The organism is Pilosibacter fragilis (assembly GCF_032490495.1).
GTDB lineage: Bacteria > Bacillota > Clostridia > Lachnospirales > Lachnospiraceae > Pilosibacter > Pilosibacter fragilis.
In genome coordinates this window covers 1-22,351 of record NZ_JAVYJB010000027.1, presented here as the reverse complement: position 1 = coordinate 22,351, position 22,351 = coordinate 1, and the positions used below count along the sequence as shown (strand labels likewise).

Here is a 22,351-nt window from a genome sequence, read left to right as displayed (position 1 = left end):
CTTTGATTCACAAATCATACTACAAATTCTGATTAGTCTCCTTTTATAACGGTTGCATCATCTCAAGAATGATTCCATCCGGGTCTCTGAAATAAAACGCTCTGCTTTTCCCAAATCCATCTGCTCTGAAATCGAAATACTTCCAACCATATTTTCCCTCTCCAATAATTTCTTTATTTCATCAAACTGGAATTTGCCCGCATTACAGAATCCATTTTAAACAGATTGGATAAATGTCTATCACAAAATGTTCCTGAATCAGATCTGTACTCGGATGCGATTCTGAAATATCAATCTTCACATTTTCTATTTCTTTTGATAATTCACTTGGAGCGGAACCAATTACTATATACTGGCATATACAATACTCCAGCATCCCATGCTCATCAGGCTCTAATGGGCTTGTTTCAAATGGCTTTTCAATATCTATTCCTATGCTGTCCAAAAACTCTGCTACCTTAGGATATGCATCTTTTACTTGCAAATAATAATTCTTACAGTAATTACAGTCGCACAAATCCTCTTGCTTAATATCCTTATAATACTTTTTTGTCTGCTCTACATTTATCGCCATTATCATTCACCAGTTTCCGACCAATCGAGTTGTTTGTATTTATGAAATCCACCAATTTCCATCAGGACCTTTGTTCAAACAACCTACCTCTTCGGAAATTTTATTACCTGCAAAATCTTTTACTATGATTTTGTCGTAATATTTATAATCATCTGTTGCACAGTTGTTTTCGTCATCCCAACCTTCTTCTATCCAAGCTTCAATATAGACCTTGCCATCCTCTATAAAAATCACCGATTCATTGTGCTTTAATGGGAAGAAAAATTCCGTTGGATAATAACATCGAAATCCTTCTCCAGCTTCCTGACTTATGATATATAGTGGATTACCTACAATATGCAAATTATATGGATTCAAATCATCGAGGTTTAATTCTGCAACTTTTTCCAGTATTTTCTCTGGTAAATAGCGATATAAAGAAATTCTTTTCTTGTTATAATCACACTGCAAAAAATATATGAATTTTTCTACATATACCGGATCTCCATAAACAATATTATTCTGCTTTTCAAATGGAGTGTATACCTTCCCTTTTTCGAAATCATAGATAAGTACAACCGATCCTCTACTAATTCCTTCCTTTGCTAACTCGACTAAATCATAGAAATCTATCGTATCACTCTTGGAATAGCCATATCTATCTTGCCCATATATTTTTTCAACATAACTGCCATCAACTTTATCAAATCGCTTTATCATAGATACCTCCTCCAACTCCCCGTTTGTATGGGTTCGATAAATTGGGAGTTGCCTTTGCTCGTTTGCTTCCAAAGCACAATTACCTTCTTGCAATTTGGACAATACCAGCCTCCGTCAAGGTCATGTGCTTTTATTGAGTCCTTACTTCAAAAAACATTTTACCAAAATGCTTTAGCTCTGTTTCTTCTGCCTTTCGAGGATATAAGTTATCAGCTCGACAACCTGGAAGTTATTCATTTAATTCAGCCTCAATCTCTTCAATGGTAGGCATACTACCTCTGAACTCTTCTGGTATAAGTTTTGATAATTCATAACTAGAAATACCAAGTGGCTGGCTAGTTGATTCTAATGCATACTGGGCTTCTACTTTATCCATATCTTTACAAATCAGAAGTCCCAAAGTAGGATTATCAGCTTCTGTTTTCATCTGATGATTAACAGCTACAACATAAGTTCCCAATTGACCTGCATAGGAAGAATCAAATTTTCCTGTCTTTATTTCTACAACTACATAGCAATGCCTTTGAGTATTGTAAAATAACATGTCTATAAATTTTTCAGTATCTCCTACCTCAATTCTCACTTCCCTGCCCATATAAGCAAAGCCAGTACCTAACTCCATAAGAAAATTATTAACTTTCTCTATAAGCGCATCCTTTAGTTCCTTTTCATCATACCTTTCACGCAAAGTCAAAAAATCAAAATTGTATGGATCCTTCGTAATTGCTTGCGCTAAATCGCTCTGTTCTATCGGAAGTGTATTAGAAAAGTTAGTTATTGCTTTGCCCTGGCGTTCATACAAATCCGTTCCTAAGAAGTTTAGTAAAACATTTCTTGACCAATTGTTTTCAATAGTCTTTCTGATATAAAACAATGCCTTTGCAGAATTTCCTCTGCATTTATCAAGTATTATTTTGTTATGTCCCCATGGAATTCTAAAAATGATTTGTAAATCATCCCCAACTTGGGGACGATTTGCATCTGCAATCAATTCATCCTCAACCTGAGGACAAAATACTGCATCAGAATACATCTCATAAAAGTATCTCATATATTTCAAATTAGTTGGAGAAAATGATTTCACATCTGGCAAAATGGATTTCAAATCATCACTCACCGTTTTATAGAATCCCATTCCATATCCGAACTGTTCACTCATAGATGAAATACCCTTACCAAGCTTCCAATAAAACCTTAGCATCTCATCATTTATCTTCATAGAAGCTCTGATTTGGCTTTTTCTAAAATCAGTAGATATTCCGGTAATCCACTCTTTATATTCATTATCAGCCTTAATCAATTCACTCATATATAACCCTTTCTAATGTGTCAGTTCGACAACTTCCGAGTTGTCGCTGAGTTTCAATCTCACCGAAAGATTGGAAGTTATCTATTTGCATAATCAATCAAAATCTTTTTACAACTACTACAACGATAAGCTTCACAATGAGGGATTCCTCCTGAACTTTTACTCAATTCCAAATCGTCCGATTTTTTTGTATGAAAAACTTTTGTCTGATTATCAATTGTAAAAGTAATGTCTCGTGAGCTCATCAGGTATCCTCTCATCATTTCTTCACCACGATATGGACATTTCATGCTGATTTACCCCCCTATAAATACTAGTTTTTATATATTTGATTGTAAAATAGATGTCTGCTGTTTGCATTGTATATTTATAAACTCATTTCCCATGGGTACACAATTCCGAAAAGGGAGTTATTTTACAAATCTAAAGAGTGTTTTTTGTGAAAAATCATGCATAATTTCATTTGTCTAAAAAGGATATATTCACCAAAACATTAATCTAACATTAATCTTTTCGTAAATGAATCATCCCACGCTCCAGTGATTTCAAGATAAGCCTGCAGATATTCGACATTTTCGCCATTGATCTTGCAGTTTAAGAGGTGACGAGTAATTAAATAACCGGTAGTGGTATGGCGCTGTACTTCAGCTACGATCTTTGGCGCTTCAAGTCCGGAATAATCATTTTCAATCATGGCTTTGACGGGAAAACTGATGTAGCGGCTGCCGGGTCTGTTTTCCCATATGAGATCCGAGCGGGAATAAGAACTGTTTTCAGATACAATGAGTCCTTTACGTCCAGAAATTTCTGAGTTGGTATCCTTACACCAGACGTAGTATGAAGGATCGGATACGTATTGCCGGATCCGTTCTTTTTCACGGAAATCCCATGAGATGACGTGATGAAAGTCCGGAGTCTCAAGGATAAAGGGATTGACGAGCAGTCTCAGCAACCGATAATAGTTCCTCTTCAGACTTTGCGATCTTAGCAGCATCTGCTGATATTCTTCAATCTTTTTGTTGAGTTCCCGTTCCTGATTTTCCAGGAACTGATCATATTCAGATAATTCCAGAGAAGAAAATGCACGGATGTCTTTAACCGGTACTCCAAGATTCCGATAATACAGGATATCGGCTATGTCGATTAAATCCGTATTGGTATAGGTTCGGTAGTGATTACTCTTTTTGCTGACATGAAAGAGGTTCTCCTTTTCCCAAAAACGAAGGGTTGAAGGGGTAATGTTCAATATCTCGGATATTTCTCCGATGGTAAGATTTTTTTTGCCCATTTTTAGAACTCCGGTGAATGTGGATAATGATCAAAAAGCAACTGTTATTATTATAACAATTTCACACTTGACATTCAAGTAACTTTAAGGATTTAAATATAAGAAAAGGCAATGCTGAAGGGACTGAATGTGTATTATAGTGTGGTGCTGCAAGGTGATGGATAAGCATTCAGAAAACATGCAGTGTTGCTACAAAGATTATAAACTAAGGAGGTACTTATGAGAACTTTAAAGGAAAGGATCAAAAACTTTAAGATGCCGCATACATATGTGATACTTGTCACTATTATGTTCATCGTGCTGATTCTTACACACATCATTCCTGCCGGATCTTATGAGCGTGTAGAGGATGCGGTTACAGGAAAGATGGTCGTTGTGCCTGACTCTTACGCGTATGTAGATGCTGAGGCGCCGGGGCTGTTTGGTCTGTTTCAGGCTCTGGAAGCTGGTTATGTGGACGCTGCTGATATTATGTTCCTCATTATTTTTGCGTATGGTTTTGTTTATGTTTTAACCAAAAATGGAACGATGGATGCTGCGCTGGGAACTTTAGTACGGAAGATTGGCAATTGTGTCCAGCTATTGATTCCGATCACAATGCTGATTCTTGGTTTAATGGCATCTACCATGGGTATTTATGAGGAAGTCTATGGACTGTTTCCGGTTTTCGTAGGAATCTTTGTTGCCCTGGGTTATGATGCTGTCGTAGGCGGCGCAGTTATCTTTTTAGGCGTATCGATCGGATATGCCGCAGGCACCACGAATCCTTATACCATCGCTATTGCACAGGATATTGCAGGTGTTGAACTTTACTCAGGAATGGGATTCCGCTGGCTTATTTTTGTTGTCACAGAGATCATTGCCATTGCTTATGTGATGTACTATGCCCGCAAAGTCAAAAAAAATCCGACAAAGTCTGTGGTTTATGGCACTGAGCTGGATGCAGTCAAGGCAAAATCCCTGGATGAATTACAGACTGCATCCATGAATATCCGTCAGGGATTATGTTTAGTCCTTTTCTTTGGAGTCATTATATTTTTATTCTATGCTATTTTGAACCTGGGCTGGTATGTAGATGAAATATCAGCATTTTTCTTAATGGCAATGGTGGTTGCAGGTATTATCAGCGGTTATTCTGCAACTGAGATCTGTAAGACATTTATTGAGTCTACTAAGAGCATGGTTTCTTCTATGTTAATTGTCGGATTTACCAGAGGAATCTTGATTTTAATGAAAGAGGGCATGATCACAGATACGATTGTATACGGCCTGGTGAGCCTGCTTAAAAATACAAGTACATACCTCTCTGCCTACGGAATGATCATAATTGAGAACATTGTAAAACTCTTTATCAATGGTTCAACAAGTGCGGCAACGATTACAATGCCGATTTTGGCACCAACAGCCGAACTGGTTGGTATGAGCCGTTCAATTGCCGTATTGGCATACCAGTTGGGACACAGCTTCGCAGATATATTCTGGCCGACTTCCTGCGCTCTTTGTTGTGGTCTGATGGGAGTGCCGATTAACAAATGGTATAAATTTATTACTCCGTTGTTTGGCATCCTGTTTATTATGGAGTTTGTATTTATGACGGCGGCTGTAATGATTGGTTATTAGCAGATCCCATATATCCCATATATAGGAATAAAAAATATTATATTTAGAGGTAGCACTGATGCTTATTAAAAACGGATATTTGTTTACTACTTGTACAAATGATTTTGAAAAATTGGATATTCGTATCGAAAATACGAAAATAACGGAAGTGGATTTCAATATTTCTCCAAAAGAAAATGAAGAAGTGATAGATGCGGCGGGAAAATATATAACGCCAGGTTTCATTGATGCTCACAGTCATATTTGTATCAGCGAAGAAGGTATGGGAGAAGTGGGTGATGATTGTTGCGATTACTCGGATGCGATTACCCCTCAGTTAGAAGTGCTGGACGGTCTGTATCCTTTTGACAGAGCGGTGGAACGATCTGTCCGGGCAGGAGTAACCTGTGCCTGTGTTTGTCCGGGCAGTGATGGTGTTATCGGAGGTGTTGCTTCGGTTATCCGGTTAACGGGTAAGATTGCAGATGAGATGATCGTGACCCGCAAGGCTGCTGTGAAAGGCAGCCTTGGAGAAAACCCGAAGGCAGCTAAGCATGGATTCGCCTCACGTATGGGCACTGCTTATCACTTACGTAAGTGTCTGGAAGATACGAAGGAATATCTTTTTGAGAAGGAAGAAGCGGAAAAGAATGGTGATCATTTCCGATGCGATCCCGGCAAGGAAAATATGGCTATGGTTCTGAGGAAAGAAATACCGTTGCATATTCACGCTCACCGTTCGGATGATATCTGTACAGCGATCCGTATTGCCAAGGAGTACGATATCAGGATCGTTATAGTTCATTGCACGGATGGGATCGACATTGCTGAACATATAGCAGCCAGCGGTTTTCCTGCGATTGTCGGTCCAAGCATGAACCCGTGCAGCAAGCAGGAGGTTTGGAATAAGAGCTTTGAGACTGCCGGCATCCTCAATAGGGCAGGTGTTAAAGTCTGCATCACAGCCGATCATGATGTAACACCGTTGTATTATTTGCCTATTTATGCTGCTATGGCTGTTCGCTTTGGCATGGATGATGCGGAAGCATTGCGCGCAGTAACATCATATCCTGCAGAGATTTTGGGTATCGATGATCGAAAAGGTGCGCTTGTCAGCGGAAAAGATGCGGATCTCGTTATCTGGAGTCATCATCCATTTGATATTCATGCGAAAGCAGAACATGTTTTTATTGAAGGAAAACAGGAATGTTAAAAAAGCAAAAGAACTTGACTGAAAAGTGTAAAAAGTCATTTATCGGGTGGAAATTACCTCATACATATGTAATTTTAACGATTATTTTACTGGTTGTAGTAGGATTGACGTATATCATTCCCGGAGGAGAATATGATCGGGTCATTGATCCTGCGAATGGAAAAACGATCGTATTACCTGACAGTTTCCATTTTGTTGAAGGAAACCGCCCAGACTTCTTTGATATTTTTCTTTCGGTGTCTCGTGGCTATGTAAGTGCTGCAGATATCTTGTTTCTTATTGTTTTTGCATATGGCTTTGTTTATGTATTGAAAGACAACGGCACACTGGATGCTGCGGTGTCTGCGCTGCTTAAATTGATGGGGAAACGTACCGAATTGTTGATACCTGTAGGAATGCTGTTGTTTGGCATGCTCGGATCAACATTGGGTATATTTGAAGAAACCTATGGTCTTGTGCCGTTGTTTGCAAGCATAATGCTAGCGTTAGGCTATGACAATCTTGTAGGAGGTGCCGTCGTTTATATTGGCGTAGCTACCGGATTTGCGGCAGCTATGACAAACCCGTTTTCAGTAGGAATTGCCCAGACCATCGCTGATGTACCGCTGAATTCCGGCGTTGCCTATCGCGCCGTGATTTTTGCAGTATTTGAAATGGTATCTATTTGGTATATGATGCGCTATGCCAGAAAAGTAAAACAGAATCCTGAACTTTCAGTTTTATATGGCTGTGATGAAGTGGAACAATCGGACAAAAAGCAGTATGATAAAGAGGTGAACTTTACATTTCGCCGCAAATTGTGTACGATTTTGTTTTTTGCTACGATAGGGATCCTGCTTTACGGAACGAGCATGCTTGGATGGTATATCGATGAGATATCTTCACTATTTTTAGCAATGATGGTAGTGGCGGGAGTCGTGGGAGGAAGCAGTCTGAATGAGATCTGTCTTACTTTTATTGAGTCAACTAAGAGCGTAGTATCCTCGATCCTTGTGATTGGATTTACCCGGGGTATTCTTATTGTCATGAAAGAAGCACTTATTTCCGATACAATAGTTTACTACCTTTCTTCTCTTCTGGATATCGGGAATCCCGTCATTTCTGCTATTGGAATGTTGTTTTTGCAGAGCATCATTAATATTTTCATTAATGGTTCTTCCAGTCAGGCTACGATCACTATGCCAATTATGGCACCTGTAGCTGATATTGTAGGCGTAAGCCGCCAGACAGCGGTATTGGCATATTGTTTTGGTGACGGCTTTTCGGACATGTTCTGGCCAACGAACTGTTCATTGGAATGCGGTCTGATGGGAATCCCGCTTGAGCGATGGTATAAATTTATTACACCTCTGTTTTTGATCATGACGATCCTGCAGGTGTTTTTTATAGCATTGTCGGTTTACGTTTATTGATGTTCCCTGTGCACAGGCGGGCAGGGAAAGCTCCGGGCTGTTTAACCGCCTGATATCTTTTTTATAGTAGTAAATTATCTGAACAAAACCGCCTTTTTTTAGCGGAATCTTAACCTCTCAAAACATACTTTTCTCACAATTCCCATGTTATACTAAACATAATTCGCCGGTTACAGGATCGTGGCGCTGCAAGCCCACAGATCCTGTAACGGCATCCCCTGTTCGTGAAATACCTGGCGGAGAGAACACGAATGTGGAAAGAAACCAAGTAACAGGGCGGATTTTGAGAGAATGGGAATGTCCGCCTCAAAAAGACAGGAGAGTGGAATATTGGGAATGACAAAAAAACTGCGGGAGAAGTGGAATGAGGCGCTGCAGGCGGTACTGCCGATCATCGCGATCGTGCTGGTGCTCTGCTTTGTGATCGCGCCCATCTCCTCCAGCATCCTGCTCTGTTTCCTTTTGGGAGCAGTCCTTTTGCTTGCGGGAATGATGCTTTTTACACTTGGCGCAGAGCTTGCCATGTCACCGATGGGCGAGCGAGTGGGAACGTGCCTGACGAAGAGCCGGAAGCTTCCGGTGGTGATCGGGCTGTCCTTTCTCCTAGGCTTCATCATTACGATCTCGGAGCCGGATCTTCAGGTTCTGGCGAATCAGGTTCCGGCTGTGCCGAACATGACGCTGATCTTGTCCGTAGCATGCGGAGTCGGCGCATTTCTTGTCGTGGCACTGCTGCGAATGTTGTTCTCCGTGGCACTTCCGCCGTTGCTGCTTGCTTTTTACGGCGTGGTGTTTGTACTGGCGATGTTCGTGCCGAAGGATTTTTTAAGCGTGGCCTTTGACTCCGGCGGCGTTACGACGGGACCGATGACGGTGCCGTTTATCATGGCACTCGGTGTCGGAATCTCTGCAACGCGAAGCGACCGCCACGCGGCGGACGACAGCTTCGGTCTCGTGGCGCTCTGCTCCATCGGACCGATTCTCGCAGTCATGATCTTAAGCATGATCTTCAAGGCGGACAGCAGCTCCTACACACCGCCGGTGATTCCGGAGATCGGTGATTCAAAAGAACTGTTCCTGCTCTTTGCAAGGGAACTTCCGGCCTACATGAAGGAGATTGCGGTCTCCTTACTGCCTATTATCTTATTTTTTATGATTTTCCAGATTTTCATGTTAAAATTAACAACAAGAAAATTAAAGAAGATCGCGATCGGTCTTGCCTATACATACGCGGGGCTGGTACTTTTTCTTACGGGAGTGAACGTGGGCTTCATGCCGGCGGGAAATTATCTCGGACAGGTGCTTGCGAAGTCCGCCCACCCGCTGTTCCTTGTTCCCATCGCAATGATCATGGGATACTTCATCGTAAAGGCAGAGCCGGCCGTGTACGTTCTCAATAAACAGGTTGAGGAGATCACGGACGGAGCGATCTCCTCGAAGGCCATGGGAATGGGACTTTCCCTGGGCGTTGCGGTTTCTCTCGGACTTGCGATGGTGCGGGTACTCACAGGAATCTCGATCCTGTGGTTTCTCATTCCGGGATACGCGATCGCACTGGGAATCTCGTTTTTTGTGCCGAAGATCTATACAGCGATCGCCTTCGACTCCGGCGGCGTGGCATCGGGACCGATGACGGCAGCGTTTCTGCTTCCGATGGCACAGGGAGCCTGCTCCGCTCTTGGAGGAAACATCGTCACAGATGCTTTCGGTGTGGTCGCAATGGTTGCCATGACACCGCTTATCACGATCCAGGTCATGGGGCTAACTTCGAGAATAAGATCGAAGCGCGGAGCGCAGGAAGGAATGTCCGCAGCTCATGGACAGTCCGGGGCATACGCGGCGTTTGAGCTGCTGGATGATGACGCGATTATTGAATTGTAGGAGGTTTTATGAGCGAATTATACTTGATGGCGACGATCAGCGACCGGAACCAGAGCCGGAGATTCCTCGCCTTCTATAAAGAATATGGGATTTCCGTCACATTCCTGACGTTAGGCCGGGGAACCGCGGCGTCGGAGGTGTTGGATGCCTTCGGGTTAGAGGCATCGGAAAAGGCCGTCCAGTTTGCGGTAGTGACGGCGTCGGAATGGAAAAAGGTAAAAAAGGGACTGGAACAGGAGATCAAGATCGATATTCCTGGAACGGGGATCGCCTTTGTGACTCCCCTGAGCAGCATCGGCGGAAAGCGGCAGCTTCGCTTTTTGACCGAGGACCGTGGATTTGAGAAAGAGGAGGAAAGCAGCTTGAAAGGAACAGACTACGAGCTTCTTGTAGTGATCGCAAATCAGGGCTATACGGATGTGATCATGGACGCGGCGCGAAAGGCCAATGCTACCGGAGGAACCGTGATCCATGCGAAGGGAACGGGAATGGAGAAGGCAGAAAAATTTTTAGGCGTTTCCCTTGCTCAGGAGAAAGAGATGATCTTTATGGTCACGAAGACAAAGGATAAAAACGGCATCATGCAGAGCATCATGAAGGAATCCGGGATCGGAAGCAAGGCGGGGGCGATCGTCTTCTCTCTTCCGGTGACGGAGACGGCGGGGATGCGTCTGATCGAGAAGAATGAGGACGATTAAGCTCTGTTACGCTGACCGCAGCGGATCATAGGCCTGAACGAACGGAACAGCTGCCGTTAAAAAAGAAAAGCCGTTCTGATACCGAATTGCTCCGCACTACGTGCTCTCGCAATTCTCAAAACATTCGTAATTTGCTCATTTTTTCTTTGAAAAATGGCTGCTTACTTATGCTTTGGTGGGTCCCAAGGTCCAAAATCCTCCTGCAAGCAAGCTTGCGTCGGACTTCAGACCTTTTGACCCTAATTTCATATAATGCAGGTAAAATAAGGAAAAAACGCCGCGGAAACATCCCAAAACCATTGACACTGCATATAGAGTATTGTACAATCATTCGTAAATCTTCGACCGGTCCGAACACAGAGCGGAGCGTGCGGGGAGACAAATCATGGACGAAGCCCCGGAAGAAACCGGGCGGCGTCAAATTTATAAAGATTTAGGAGTTGATTTTTTTGGATTCAGGGCAAGCCCTGCAGGGACTGATCGTAATTGGACTTCTGGCGTTATCCGCGTTTTTCTCATCGGCGGAGACGGCAATGATGACGGTAAATAAGATCCGTGTGCGGAATCTCGCGGAGGCGGGACTCAGCCATGCCGTTGTGCTGGAGAAGATCTTAAGCAATCAGCCCAAAATGCTTAGCGCAATTTTAATAGGAAACAATATTGTCAATATTTCAGCGTCTTCTCTGATGACTGTGCTGGTCACAGACGTGCTTGGAAATAAATATGTCGGTATCGGAACCGGCGTTTTGACGCTGTTAGTCCTGATCTTTGGTGAGATCACACCGAAGACTTCCGCGACGATCTATTCCGAGACCCTGTCACTCAAGTTCGCGAAACCGATCTATTTGATCATGCAGGTCCTGACCCCGCTGATCGTGGTCGTTGATGTCCTCTCCAAGGGCGTTTTAAAGATGATCCATGTGGATCCGAACAAGAAACAGGACGCGATCACGGAGGATGAGCTCCGAACGATCGTGGAGGTCAGCCACGAAGAGGGTGTGATCGAGTCGGACGAGAAGAAGATGATCTACAACGTGTTCGATTTCGGGGATTCTGTCGCGAAGGACATTATGGTTCCGCGTATCGATATGACATTCCTCGATGTGAATGCCAGCTATCAGGAGATCATGGATATTTTCCGACAGGAGAAGTATACGAGATATCCGGTCTATGAGGAGACGACGGACAATGTCATTGGCATCGTGAATATCAAGGACCTGTTCCTGATCCCGAAAGACAAGGAATTTAAGCTGCGGGATTACCTGCGTGAGCCGTATTACACCTACGAGTTTAAAAAGACGACGGAGCTTATGGTGGAACTCCGCAAGACCATGAACAGCGTTGCAATCGTTCTTGATGAGTATGGCGCGACGGCCGGGCTTATCACATTGGAGGATATGCTTGAGGAGATCGTCGGAGAGATCCGCGACGAGTACGATGCGGATGAGGAAGACAGCATCAGGAAGATCAATCCGAAGGAATATGTGATCGAGGGCGCCATGAAACTTGATGATCTCGACGACCAGCTTGGTCTGGATCTCAAGTCAGAAGATTACGACTCCGTCGGTGGCTATATTATCGGCCTTTTAGACCATCTCCCGCAGGCAGGGGAGGAAGTCACAAGCGGAAATCTCCGGTTTGTGGTGGATACGGTGGAGAGAAACAGGATTGACAAGGTGCATCTGTATATTCTGGATGCGCCGCAGAAGAGCGAAGAAAGTGAGCAGGAGAGCAAACCCGAACGGTGAAATTCCTGAACCGCGATAAAATTAGCGAAAAATGTACAGCTTTCGGTCTTGACAATTTTTTTCAAACCAATTAATATGAATCTATCCAAAAGGGGAGTAGTTGAAATGCACTGTCAACAATCGCGGCGGAAACGTCTGGTGGTGCATACCGGTAAAATGGTAACGAGACTTTTTGCAGAGAGAAATTTCTGCAGAAAGTCTTTTTTTGTTGCTCTGAGGATCCGAGAGCGATCCGATATGGCGGCAAAAAAAGACGGTCTGTAAAATTTCATGGAATCCATTGGCAGGGAAAGAGAAAAACCTGCGCATACTATTTTCAAGGAGGAGTTTTTATGGACTTTTTATGGAGTGGATTACTATCGATCACCTGGCAGCAGGTCGTCATGTATGTGGTAGGGCTTTTACTGATCTACCTGGCAATCGAGAAAAATTATGAGCCGGCCCTTCTTCTGCCGATGGGCTTCGGTGCGATCCTTGTGAATCTCCCGGCCAGCGGTGTATTAAACCAGTTTATGGAGGGCGCTGGTGAGACTCACGGAATCATCCAGTGGCTGTTTGAATCCGGCATTGAGGCATCGGAGGCTTTCCCGCTGCTGCTCTTTATCGGTATCGGAGCCATGATCGACTTTGGACCGCTGCTTTCGAATCCGAAGATGTTCCTTTTCGGTGCGGCGTCCCAGTTCGGTATCTTTTTTACGATCTTTATGGCATCACTTCTCGGCTTTGATATCAAGGACGCTGCCTCTATCGGAATCATCGGAGCGGCAGATGGTCCGACTTCGATTCTGGTATCTCAGGTGTTGAAGTCAAACTACATCGGAGCGATTGCGGTGGCGGCATATTCCTATATGGCACTTGTGCCGATCATCCAGCCGATGGCGATTAAAGCGGTTACGACAAAGAAAGAACGCATGATCCGCATGCCGTATGAGCCGGGAAAAGTAAGCCGGTTCACAAGAATCGCTTTTCCGATCATTGTAACATTTGTCGCAGGACTTGTCGCTCCGGCGTCGGTTGCTCTTGTAGGATTCCTGATGTTCGGAAATCTGATCCGTGAATGCGGCTGCTTAAACAGCCTTTCCGAAACAGCACAGACGACACTCGCAAACCTGATCACACTTGTTCTCGGAATCACGATTTCTTTCTCCATGAAAGCGGATCAGTTCGTAAGCTTACAGACACTGATGATCATGGGACTTGGACTTTTCGCTTTTATTTTTGACTCCATCGGCGGCGTCATGTTTGCGAAATTCTTAAATCTGTTCAGCAAGAACAAAGTGAACCCGATGGTGGGAGCAGCAGGAATCTCTGCATTCCCGATGTCTGCCCGTGTCATTGAGAAGATGGGAATCGCGGAGGACAGAACAAACCATCTTCTGATGCATGCCATCGGAGCTAATGTTTCCGGTCAGGTCGCATCTGCAGTTGCCGGCGGAATCATCCTTGGATTCTTTATGTAGGAGGTCTGGACTATGAATGTAAATACAATGCTTGCTTTAGGAATCATGTGGAAGGGAATGCTTGGAATCTTCGTTGTGATGGGGATCCTGGCGCTCGTTGTTTATCTCCTCACGAAGGTGGGAGACCGTTAGCTTACCATCCCGCCCGCCATTCCGCTCAGCGTGCACATGGCGAGGACAGAGAGGAGCCTTTTCGTGTCTTCCGTGACACCGTCCTTCTGGGCGAGGGACATGAGATATAAAAACAGAAAATAGAGAGTTCCGAGGACCAGGCCCCAGAAAAAGCGCCTGGTCCTCATTGTTTTTCCTGCGAGGATGCCGCCGAAGAAGCAGGAAATGACGTAGACGGCACAGACGGCGACGTTTACCTGATTTTCCGGGAGACGGAACTTAAAGAGGGCGAAGGAAAGCACCGCCAGAAGAATGCCGGAGAGGATATAAGTTACGATCAGGGCGCGTACCATGCGCCATACCGGGTTTGTCTGCATGAGAAAACTCCTTTCTTGAAGGATGTACTCCGGGAGTCTTTCCGGAACTCATAAAATCGGGAACAGAAAGATTCTGAGAGGACATCATGGTGTGGGCGTTTGCTTTATACAGGATATGTGAGGAAAGGCCATGCATATGCATCGCGCGGCTGATCTTGTAACTGATGAGCCGATTTGGCTGAAAAAAGCACCCGGATATTTTTCCCTTGTGGCTGCCGGACATGATCGGGAAGCTGCCTGCGGCATGTTATGCGGATAAAAAGTGGATATCCGTACCGGATTTTCCTGCATCACGGCAATAAAATCCGTTGCATAATAGAAAATCGTATGGTATAATTTCATTTAAATTCGGGGTATTAGGCCCACGATAAGAGAACAGGAGGAAATGATACCATGAAGCATGTAAAAACTTTAAGTTCCAACACTTTAAAGAACAGCATGAAGAAGGGCGGCTGCGGCGAATGCCAGACATCCTGCCAGTCTGCATGCAAGACATCCTGCACAGTAGGAAACCAGAGCTGTGAAAACAGCAACCGCTAATGCGGGGCTTCGAATAAACGGAAGTTTTTAAAGAGACCCCTACGGTCGTATGATTGTAGGGGCTATTTCTTGTCTGATCAAAGAATCTGCCGGTGACGGGTTTCCCGGACAGCGATGCCGGGAAAGCCGCCACTGACAGACCACAAAGGGCAGGTAAGAAAGAAGTCAGGAGACCATCAGATCGTGACTGTAATCGGGAAGAGACGGAACAGTCACCTGAAAATTAAGACAGTAGGAGAAAGTTAGCTTTGATACATCAGTATATAAATAATGGATACCATATTGTTTTGGACGTAAACAGTGGATCGGTTCATTCCGTGGATGCGCTGCTCTACGATGCCGTGGAGGTTCTCGCGAAGATCGTCCCGGATATGGAAAAACCGATGCCTCTCACGGATGACCAGAAAAAAGCAGTGAGAGAAGCACTGGTCTGTAAGTACTCTGCAGAAGATATTGAGGATGCGCTCTCCGATATTCAGGAGCTCATCGACGCGGAGGAGCTGTTCGCTGCGGATATTTACAAAGACTATGTGATCGATTTCAAGAAACGTCAGACGGTCGTGAAGGCACTCTGCCTTCATATTGCCCATGACTGCAACCTTGCCTGCAAGTACTGCTTCGCAGAGGAAGGCGAGTACCATGGACGCCGCGCCCTCATGAGCTTTGAGGTCGGAAAGAAGGCACTGGATTTCCTGATCGCAAACTCCGGAAACCGCATCAACCTTGAGGTTGATTTCTTTGGCGGCGAGCCGCTTATGAACTGGAACGTTGTAAAACAGCTTGTGGAATACGGACGTTCCCAGGAGAAGGAGCACAATAAGAAATTCCGCTTTACACTGACAACAAACGGCGTACTCTTAAACAATGAGATCATGGAGTTCTGCAACAGGGAAATGAGCAACGTGGTCTTAAGTCTTGACGGACGTCCGGAGGTCAATGACCGGATGCGTCCGTTCAGAAACGGTAAGGGAAGCTACGAACTTATTGTTCCGAAATTCCAGGAATTCGCGAAATCACGCGGCGAGAAGGATTATTTCGTCCGCGGAACCTTCACAAGAAACAATCTGGATTTCGGAAACGATGTCCTCCACTATGCGGACCTCGGCTTTGAGAAGCTTTCTATGGAGCCGGTAGTTGCAGCTCCGGAAGAGCCGTACTCCATCCGTGAGGAAGACCTTCCGCAGATCATGGATGAGTATGACAGACTCGCAAAAGAGTTTGTAAAGCGCCAGAAAGAGGGACGAGGATTCAAATTCTTCCACTTCATGCTTGATTTAAGTCAGGGACCGTGTGTTGCGAAACGTCTGTCCGGCTGCGGTTCAGGAACCGAGTATCTTGCAGTAACTCCGTGGGGAGACTTATATCCGTGCCATCAGTTCGTTGGAAATGAAGAGTTCCTGCTTGGAAACGTGGATACCGGCGTGGTCAACACGAAGGTGCGCGATGAATTCAAACTCTGCAATGTATACGCGAAAGAAAAATGCAAAAACTGCTTTGCGAGATTCTACTGCAGCGGCGGATGCGCGGCAAATTCCTTTAACTTCCACGGCAGCATTACGGATGCCTACGATATCGGCTGCGAAATGCAGAAAAAACGTATCGAGTGCGCGATCATGATCCGTGCTGCTTTAGCAGAGGACGAGGAAAACAACTAAATCGATCATAGCGGTCAGGGGCAGAAAACCCCGGACTGTTATTGTAAGGATGACGGAGGCGGTGATTACGGCAGACTCCGGAATCAAGAGGGACAAAAAGCCTTTTGAACCTCGAAATCATATCAAGAAGGAGATTTTATCATGAAGAGCAACAAAGGAAAGGGACTGATCGGCCTCCTGGGACTGCTCGTTGTGCTCGGTATCTTCGGATTTTTCGGCTATGATACTCTTCAGAAGAGTAAGCTGGTCACCGATGAGAACGGGGTAACTTCCCAGAATGGCGGAATCAAGCTCGGTCTGGATCTGGCAGGCGGCGTCAGCATTACCTACCAGGCGAAGGAAGAGAATCCGAGCGCCGAGGATATGTCCGATACCCAGTACAAGCTGCAGCAGAGAGTACAGAACTACAGCTCTGAGGCAGAGGTTTATCAGGAAGGCGGAAACCGTATCAATGTTGATATTCCGGGTGTCACAGACGCGAACAAGATCCTGGAAGAGCTCGGTAAGCCGGGATCCTTACAGTTCTATGATGAGAACTGGAATGTTGTACTGGAAGGAACCGATGTAGCTTCTGCGAAAGCTGTGATCTATAAAGACCAGCAGACAGGAAACAATAACTATGAAGTAGCGCTTACATTTACCGATGAAGGTACTAAGAAATTCGCAGATGTGACTGCAGCGAACGTCGGCAAGAAGATCGCGATCGTTTACGATAATGTGATGTACTCTAACCCGACCGTACAGCAGGCGATCACAGGAGGACAGGCCTCTATCTCCGGCATGACTTCCTATGAAGAGGCTGAGAATCTTGCGTCCACGATCCGTATCGGTTCCCTTTCCCTGGAACTGGAGGAACTCCGTTCCAACGTGGTAGGCGCGAAACTTGGTCAGGAAGCGATCACGACAAGCTTAAAGGCCGGCGCGATCGGTTTCGGAATCGTATGCGTATTCATGATCGTAGTTTACCTCATACCGGGTCTTGCGGCATCCCTTGCACTCTGCCTCTATGTGGCATTGATGCTGATCCTGCTCGCGGCCTTTGAGGTTACATTAACACTTCCGGGTATTGCCGGTATCATCCTTTCCATCGGTATGGCGGTTGATGCGAACGTCATCATCTTCACCCGTATCAAGGAGGAGATCGGTCTCGGAAAGACCGTTCATTCCGCAATCAAGACAGGTTTTGCGAAAGCGTTATCCGCCATCGTCGATGGTAACGTGACAACACTGATCGCAGCGGCTGTTCTTTACTGGAGAGGCTCCGGTACAGTTAAGGGCTTCGCTACAACACTTGCCCTTGGTATCGTTCTTTCCATGTTCACAGCACTTTTCGTTACAAAGTTCACACTGAACACCCTGTATAACCTTGGATTCCAGGATCAGAAGTTCTACGGCATCAGAAAAGAGAAGAAGGCGCTCAATTTCCTCGGAAAGAGAAATATCTGCTTTATCATCTCTGCTGTTATGATCCTCGCAGGCGTTGCGGGAATGGTAATGAACAAGTCTTCCATCGGAAACGCGTTCAATTACTCCCTTGACTTCCAGGGCGGTACCTCCACAAGCGTGACCTTTAATGAGGACATGTCTCTGGAGAGAATCTCAAGCGAGGTTGTTCCGGTAGTCGAATCCATCACAAACAGTGCGGATACGCAGACACAGAAGGTTGCGGGAACAAACGAGGTGATCATCAAGACAAGAACCTTAAGCGTGGAAGAACGTCAGGCATTAGACGAGGCACTTGTTGAGAACTTCGGCGTTGATGAGTCCAAGATTACCGCAGAGAGCATCTCCGGTGCGGTAAGTGCTGAGATGAAGCGCGACGCGGTTATGGCTACAGCGATCGCTACCGTATTTATGCTTCTCTATATCTGGGTACGATTCAAGGATATCCGCTTCGCTGCAAGTGCTGTTTTAGCCCTTGTCCATGACGTATTGGTTGTAGTTGCATGCTATGCCCTCGCAAAGTGGTCCGTTGGCTCCACAGCGATCGCCTGCCTGCTTACCATCGTCGGATACTCCATCAACGCGACGATCGTTATCTTCGACCGTATCCGTGAGAACATCAAGCTCATGGGACCGAAGGCATCCACCGCTGATATCGTAAATACAAGTATCACCCAGACCTTCACACGAAGCATCAATACATCCCTGACGACCTTTGTCATGGTATTTGTCCTGTTTATCATGGGCGTATCTTCCATCCGTGAGTTCGCACTCCCGTTAATGGCAGGTATCATCTGTGGTACCTATTCTTCCGTATGCCTGACAGGCGCTATGTGGTATGTTATGACTACAAAGAAGCAGAAGAAGGACGCAGTTGAAAAGCAGGCAAAAAAGGATGCTGAGAAAGCAGCAAAGGAAGCGAAGAAATCCGGAAAATAATTTTCGGGACTAATTTATAAGGCAAGAAAAATATGAAATATAAGATTCTGGCAAAAGACGGACGTGCCAAACGGGCTGACGTAGAGACAGTCCACGGCACGATCCATACGCCGGTATTCATGAATGTAGGAACTGTCGCCGCGATCAAGGGCGCTGTGTCCACCGATGACCTTCGCGGGATCGGGACACAGGTGGAGCTTTCCAACACCTACCATCTTCATGTCCGGACCGGCGACAAGCTGATTAAAGAGCTCGGCGGGCTCCACAGGTTTATGAACTGGGACCGTCCGATCCTCACCGATTCCGGCGGCTTTCAGGTATTTTCCCTCGCCGGACTCAGAAAGATCAAAGAAGAGGGCGTCTACTTCAACTCCCATATCGATGGTCATAAGATTTTCATGGGACCGGAGGAGAGCATGCAGATCCAGTCAAACCTTGGCTCCACGATCGCGATGGCATTCGATGAGTGCGCTCCGCATCCGTGTACCAGAGAATACATGGAGAATTCTGTCGCGAGAACTACAAGGTGGCTGGCGAGATGCCAGGCGGAGATGGCGAGATTAAATTCCCTGCCGGATACCGTCAATAAGGAACAGCTTCTGTTCGGCATCAATCAGGGCGGAACCTTCGAGGATATCCGGATCGCGCATGCGGATACGATCTCGAAGATGAACTGCGACGGCTACGCGGTCGGCGGACTTGCGGTCGGTGAGAGTCACGAGGAGATGTACCGTATCCTCGATGCGGTGGTTCCGCATCTCCCGGAAGAGAAACCGACTTATCTGATGGGCGTCGGAACCCCGGCGAACATCCTTGAGGCGGTGGACCGCGGCGTCGATTTCTTCGACTGTGTTTACCCGACAAGAAATGGCCGTCATGGTCATGTATATACAAACCACGGAAAGATCAACCTGTTTAATGAGCAGTTTTCAAAGGATATGCGCCCCATCGAAGAGGGATGCCAGTGTCCGGCCTGCCGCTCATACAGCAGGGCCTATATCCGCCATCTCCTGAAGGCAAAAGAGATGCTCGGAATGCGCTTATGCGTGCTCCACAATCTTTACTTCTACAACACGATGATGACGGAGATCAGGGAAGCTATCGAGAACCACTGCTACGCCGAGTACAAAGAGAAAAAGTTGGAGGGCGTAACAGGGAACTATAAAGACAAGGTATAAGAAAAGGAGGTGCAACGGATATGACTAACAGCCCGGCATTTTGGATTGGATATATTGTTTTAATCTTTGCTTTCATGTACTTCATTGCGATCAGACCGCAGCAGAAGGAAAAGAAAAAAATGCAGGAACTGATGGCAAGCATCGCAGTCGGTGACAGCGTGCTGACATCCAGCGGATTCTACGGAGTGATCATTGATATGACAGACGATACCGTTATCGTTGAGTTTGGCAACAATAAGAACTGCCGTATCCCGATGCAGAAACAGGCGATCGTTCAGGTTGAAAAACCGGAGGCGTAAGACCTGAAAAACAGAAAAGAAAGAGGTTCATTTCCGATTATGTGGAGATGAACCTCTTTTTTATGTAACAGGAAATTCTGAGGAATTCCCTGTTACATAAAAAGGCACTAACGTGCCAAAGACGCGCACTCGTGCGAAGATGTAGATTGTCGCAAGCGACTGCGCGAGGCGCGAGAATGTGCCAAGGCACATTCTTTTTTGGGTGAGCCGGGAAGAAACTTCCTGTTTTTACTGCGGCGTTGCATTTCTTCCTTCGTCCTCGAAGTACTTTTTCAATTCTTCAAATTCCCGCGCATACTTCGGGGAAACTGCGGTTGGGTTGGAGTGGATTCTTTCTTTGCGGAAGCGGCGACGTTCCTTTCGGAGTGCGGCGAGGAGGGATTCCCGTTCCTTTAACATCTCGTCGAGCTGTTCCGCAGATTTCCCGCGGAGCGCTTCCAGATGGATTCCGGTAAGGTCTTTCAGGCTGTCGAGCTTTCCTCCGGCCTTTGCCTTTAATTCCTCAAGGCTGACATTGGAGAGATCGCGGATGGAATCTGCGGCGGATCCGGCCTTTTCGCGAATCATGGATATACCGGCAGCAGGTTTTTCCTTGATGGATCCCAGTTTTGTACCGGCTTTTTCCCGGAATTCTTCCATACTCATTCCGGTGAGAGCCGCAGCCTGAATTCTTTTTGCCTCGATCTGATCCAGCAGTTCTTCTTTGGCGGCCTGCAAGCGGTCTTCGGTATTCATCTTGAGAAGCGCGCGCTGTACCTGAAGATTGTCAAGTTCCGCACGAAGCTTCTGCATAGCTTCCAGGGACTTTCCGAAGGCAAGTGCTTCCTTCGTGCAGACGATGGAATCGTAAACAAAGAGCACAGTCACAAAAAATACGAAAAACAGATCCCAGTAGAGCGGCATCGCGAGGACGGTCCGCTCGATGGGCTTGTGGATCAGGTGTGTCATAAAGATCGTCAGAAATCCCCAGGCGATGGAGGAGCTGAGACAGATATATCCGTGAAGGTTAAAGGGCTGGTTGCTGTAATCCCAGTAGCGGACTTTGAAAAGACGTTCCATCACATATCCGGTCACATACTCCAGAGCCGTGGCACCGATAACGCCGGAGATATAGGTGAGGATCAGGCTGTCCTGAAACGGGAGAGATACCCATAACATCATGACTGCGCCGCTTCCGTATAACGGCAGCATCGGCAGCCGCAGGAAACCGCGGTTCACGAAGTGCTTCTGTTTTAAGGAAACATAGGTGGACTCGAAGATCCAGCCAAAGAAACAGTACAGATAAAAAAACGTAAGCCATTGATACCAGGTGTAAGTGTACATAGATCTCCTCTCGGTTGTAAATTCAGATTATCCATATCATACGACAGGAACGGGAAAATGACAAGGCGCAACCGGGAAACTGTATTGGAAAAAGAAAACAGATATGAAAACAGCCGCCCAGGATATGACCGGGGCGGCTGTTTTGTTAACTGATTTATCATAAAATCGGCAGAATACCCCCATTCCTCGTAGGTGGCGGGATGAATGCCACTATAACGATACACAGACAGATGTAAAACGGTAAGCAATTACAATTCTTTCTCTTCCCTTTTGTGAAACCATGTGCTATAATTAATACAGAACATATGTTCTGCACCAATTAGGAAAGGAGGAACCGTTTTGTATTTGACCGTATGCCAGCAGCTAAAGCATTTGTCCAAAGATGAATTCCTCATTCTACGGGAATTATGCCGCACAGCCAAAAACCTGACCAACCAGGCCATCTACCAGGTACGGCAGCATTACTTTGAATATAGCCGGTATCTCCCATATGAGAAAAACTACGCCATCTTAAAGACTTCCGAAAACTATCGGCTGCTGAATTCCAACATGGCCCAGCAGATCCTTAAGGAAGTGGATGGATCTTTTAAGTCTTTCTTCGGTCT

Annotated in this window: 20 protein-coding genes and 1 pseudogene; 14 read left to right on the top strand and 7 right to left on the bottom strand. The window is 45.8% G+C overall.

Features of this window, described 5'->3' with window-relative positions:
- Positions 1-202: 202 nt before the first annotated feature.
- From ABCW45_RS16455 to ABCW45_RS16440, 5 genes are all read right to left on the bottom strand, one after another.
- On the bottom strand, positions 203-580 hold the full coding sequence (locus ABCW45_RS16455) for a hypothetical protein (RefSeq protein ID WP_117503129.1): 378 nt from the start codon (positions 578-580) through the stop codon (positions 203-205).
- Positions 581-613: 33 nt separating this feature from the next.
- Positions 614-1,273, bottom strand: coding sequence for a hypothetical protein (locus tag ABCW45_RS16450; RefSeq protein ID WP_117503130.1), 660 nt, complete (start codon positions 1,271-1,273; stop codon positions 614-616).
- 229 nt (positions 1,274-1,502) lie between these two features.
- Complete coding sequence (locus ABCW45_RS16445; RefSeq protein ID WP_117503131.1) at positions 1,503-2,582, bottom strand: PDDEXK nuclease domain-containing protein; 1,080 nt, start codon at positions 2,580-2,582, stop codon at positions 1,503-1,505.
- Between the two features lie 77 nt (positions 2,583-2,659).
- Entirely contained in the window at positions 2,660-2,872 is a 213-nt protein-coding gene (locus tag ABCW45_RS17965; protein WP_425518627.1) for a PF20097 family protein, read from the bottom strand.
- A 203-nt stretch (positions 2,873-3,075) separates the two neighbouring features.
- Positions 3,076-3,870, bottom strand: coding sequence for a MerR family transcriptional regulator (locus ABCW45_RS16440; RefSeq protein WP_117503132.1), 795 nt, complete (start codon positions 3,868-3,870; stop codon positions 3,076-3,078).
- A 219-nt stretch (positions 3,871-4,089) separates the two neighbouring features.
- On the opposite strand from ABCW45_RS16440, the gene ABCW45_RS16435 reads away from it, so the two are divergent.
- The 8 genes from ABCW45_RS16435 to ABCW45_RS16400 all read left to right on the top strand — a co-directional run bounded on the left by ABCW45_RS16435 (position 4,090) and on the right by ABCW45_RS16400 (position 14,013).
- The gene (locus ABCW45_RS16435) at positions 4,090-5,490 is read left to right on the top strand and encodes a YfcC family protein (RefSeq protein WP_117484033.1); all 1,401 of its coding nucleotides are present in this window, start codon (positions 4,090-4,092) and stop codon (positions 5,488-5,490) included.
- A 58-nt stretch (positions 5,491-5,548) separates the two neighbouring features.
- A complete protein-coding gene (locus tag ABCW45_RS16430) occupies positions 5,549-6,682 on the top strand; it encodes an amidohydrolase (RefSeq protein ID WP_117484032.1) in 1,134 nt (377 codons plus the stop codon).
- Positions 6,676-8,094, top strand: a complete 1,419-nt coding sequence (locus ABCW45_RS16425; protein ID WP_343221200.1) for a YfcC family protein — start codon at positions 6,676-6,678, stop codon at positions 8,092-8,094. The genes ABCW45_RS16430 and ABCW45_RS16425 overlap by 7 nt, the downstream gene beginning before the upstream one ends.
- A gap of 336 nt (positions 8,095-8,430) precedes the next feature.
- Positions 8,431-9,975 carry a DUF1538 domain-containing protein gene (locus tag ABCW45_RS16420; protein WP_343221199.1) on the top strand — a complete coding sequence of 515 codons (1,545 nt, stop codon included), beginning with the start codon at positions 8,431-8,433 and terminating at the stop codon, positions 9,973-9,975.
- An 8-nt stretch (positions 9,976-9,983) separates the two neighbouring features.
- Complete coding sequence (locus ABCW45_RS16415; protein WP_343221198.1) at positions 9,984-10,673, top strand: P-II family nitrogen regulator; 690 nt, start codon at positions 9,984-9,986, stop codon at positions 10,671-10,673.
- Positions 10,674-11,122: 449 nt separating this feature from the next.
- Positions 11,123-12,421 carry an HlyC/CorC family transporter gene (locus ABCW45_RS16410; protein ID WP_117469063.1) on the top strand — a complete coding sequence of 433 codons (1,299 nt, stop codon included), beginning with the start codon at positions 11,123-11,125 and terminating at the stop codon, positions 12,419-12,421.
- 332 nt (positions 12,422-12,753) lie between these two features.
- Positions 12,754-13,881 carry a sodium ion-translocating decarboxylase subunit beta gene (locus ABCW45_RS16405; protein WP_118321989.1) on the top strand — a complete coding sequence of 376 codons (1,128 nt, stop codon included), beginning with the start codon at positions 12,754-12,756 and terminating at the stop codon, positions 13,879-13,881.
- A 12-nt stretch (positions 13,882-13,893) separates the two neighbouring features.
- Positions 13,894-14,013 (top strand): hypothetical protein, encoded by a 120-nt coding sequence (locus tag ABCW45_RS16400; protein WP_021904606.1) that lies wholly within the window; start codon positions 13,894-13,896, stop codon positions 14,011-14,013.
- Here the strand turns inward: ABCW45_RS16400 and ABCW45_RS16395 are convergent.
- Positions 14,010-14,369, bottom strand: a complete 360-nt coding sequence (locus tag ABCW45_RS16395; protein WP_117484029.1) for a TIGR04086 family membrane protein — start codon at positions 14,367-14,369, stop codon at positions 14,010-14,012. The genes ABCW45_RS16400 and ABCW45_RS16395 overlap by 4 nt on opposite strands.
- Positions 14,370-14,762: 393 nt before the next feature.
- On the opposite strand from ABCW45_RS16395, the gene scfA reads away from it, so the two are divergent.
- The 5 genes from scfA (at position 14,763) to yajC (ending at position 20,423) form a co-directional block, all read left to right on the top strand.
- On the top strand, positions 14,763-14,909 hold the full coding sequence (gene scfA, locus ABCW45_RS16390) for a six-cysteine ranthipeptide SCIFF (RefSeq protein WP_015553081.1): 147 nt from the start codon (positions 14,763-14,765) through the stop codon (positions 14,907-14,909).
- Between the two features lie 248 nt (positions 14,910-15,157).
- The gene (gene scfB / locus ABCW45_RS16385; protein ID WP_117484027.1) at positions 15,158-16,564 is read left to right on the top strand and encodes a thioether cross-link-forming SCIFF peptide maturase; all 1,407 of its coding nucleotides are present in this window, start codon (positions 15,158-15,160) and stop codon (positions 16,562-16,564) included.
- Between the two features lie 141 nt (positions 16,565-16,705).
- Positions 16,706-18,946 (top strand): protein translocase subunit SecD, encoded by a 2,241-nt coding sequence (gene secD / locus ABCW45_RS16380; RefSeq protein WP_343221197.1) that lies wholly within the window; start codon positions 16,706-16,708, stop codon positions 18,944-18,946.
- A 32-nt stretch (positions 18,947-18,978) separates the two neighbouring features.
- Positions 18,979-20,124: a tRNA guanosine(34) transglycosylase Tgt gene (gene tgt, locus ABCW45_RS16375; RefSeq protein ID WP_015553084.1), complete on the top strand. Its 1,146-nt coding sequence runs from the start codon at positions 18,979-18,981 to the stop codon at positions 20,122-20,124.
- A 20-nt stretch (positions 20,125-20,144) separates the two neighbouring features.
- Positions 20,145-20,423: a preprotein translocase subunit YajC gene (gene yajC, locus ABCW45_RS16370; RefSeq protein WP_015553085.1), complete on the top strand. Its 279-nt coding sequence runs from the start codon at positions 20,145-20,147 to the stop codon at positions 20,421-20,423.
- 228 nt (positions 20,424-20,651) lie between these two features.
- On the opposite strand, the gene ABCW45_RS16365 is transcribed toward yajC, so the two are convergent.
- The gene (locus tag ABCW45_RS16365; RefSeq protein ID WP_343221196.1) at positions 20,652-21,746 is read right to left on the bottom strand and encodes a putative ABC transporter permease; all 1,095 of its coding nucleotides are present in this window, start codon (positions 21,744-21,746) and stop codon (positions 20,652-20,654) included.
- A gap of 339 nt (positions 21,747-22,085) precedes the next feature.
- Between ABCW45_RS16365 and ABCW45_RS16360 the strand changes: the two are divergent.
- A pseudogene (locus tag ABCW45_RS16360) lies at positions 22,086-22,351 on the top strand (RNA-guided endonuclease TnpB family protein); the annotation flags it as partial.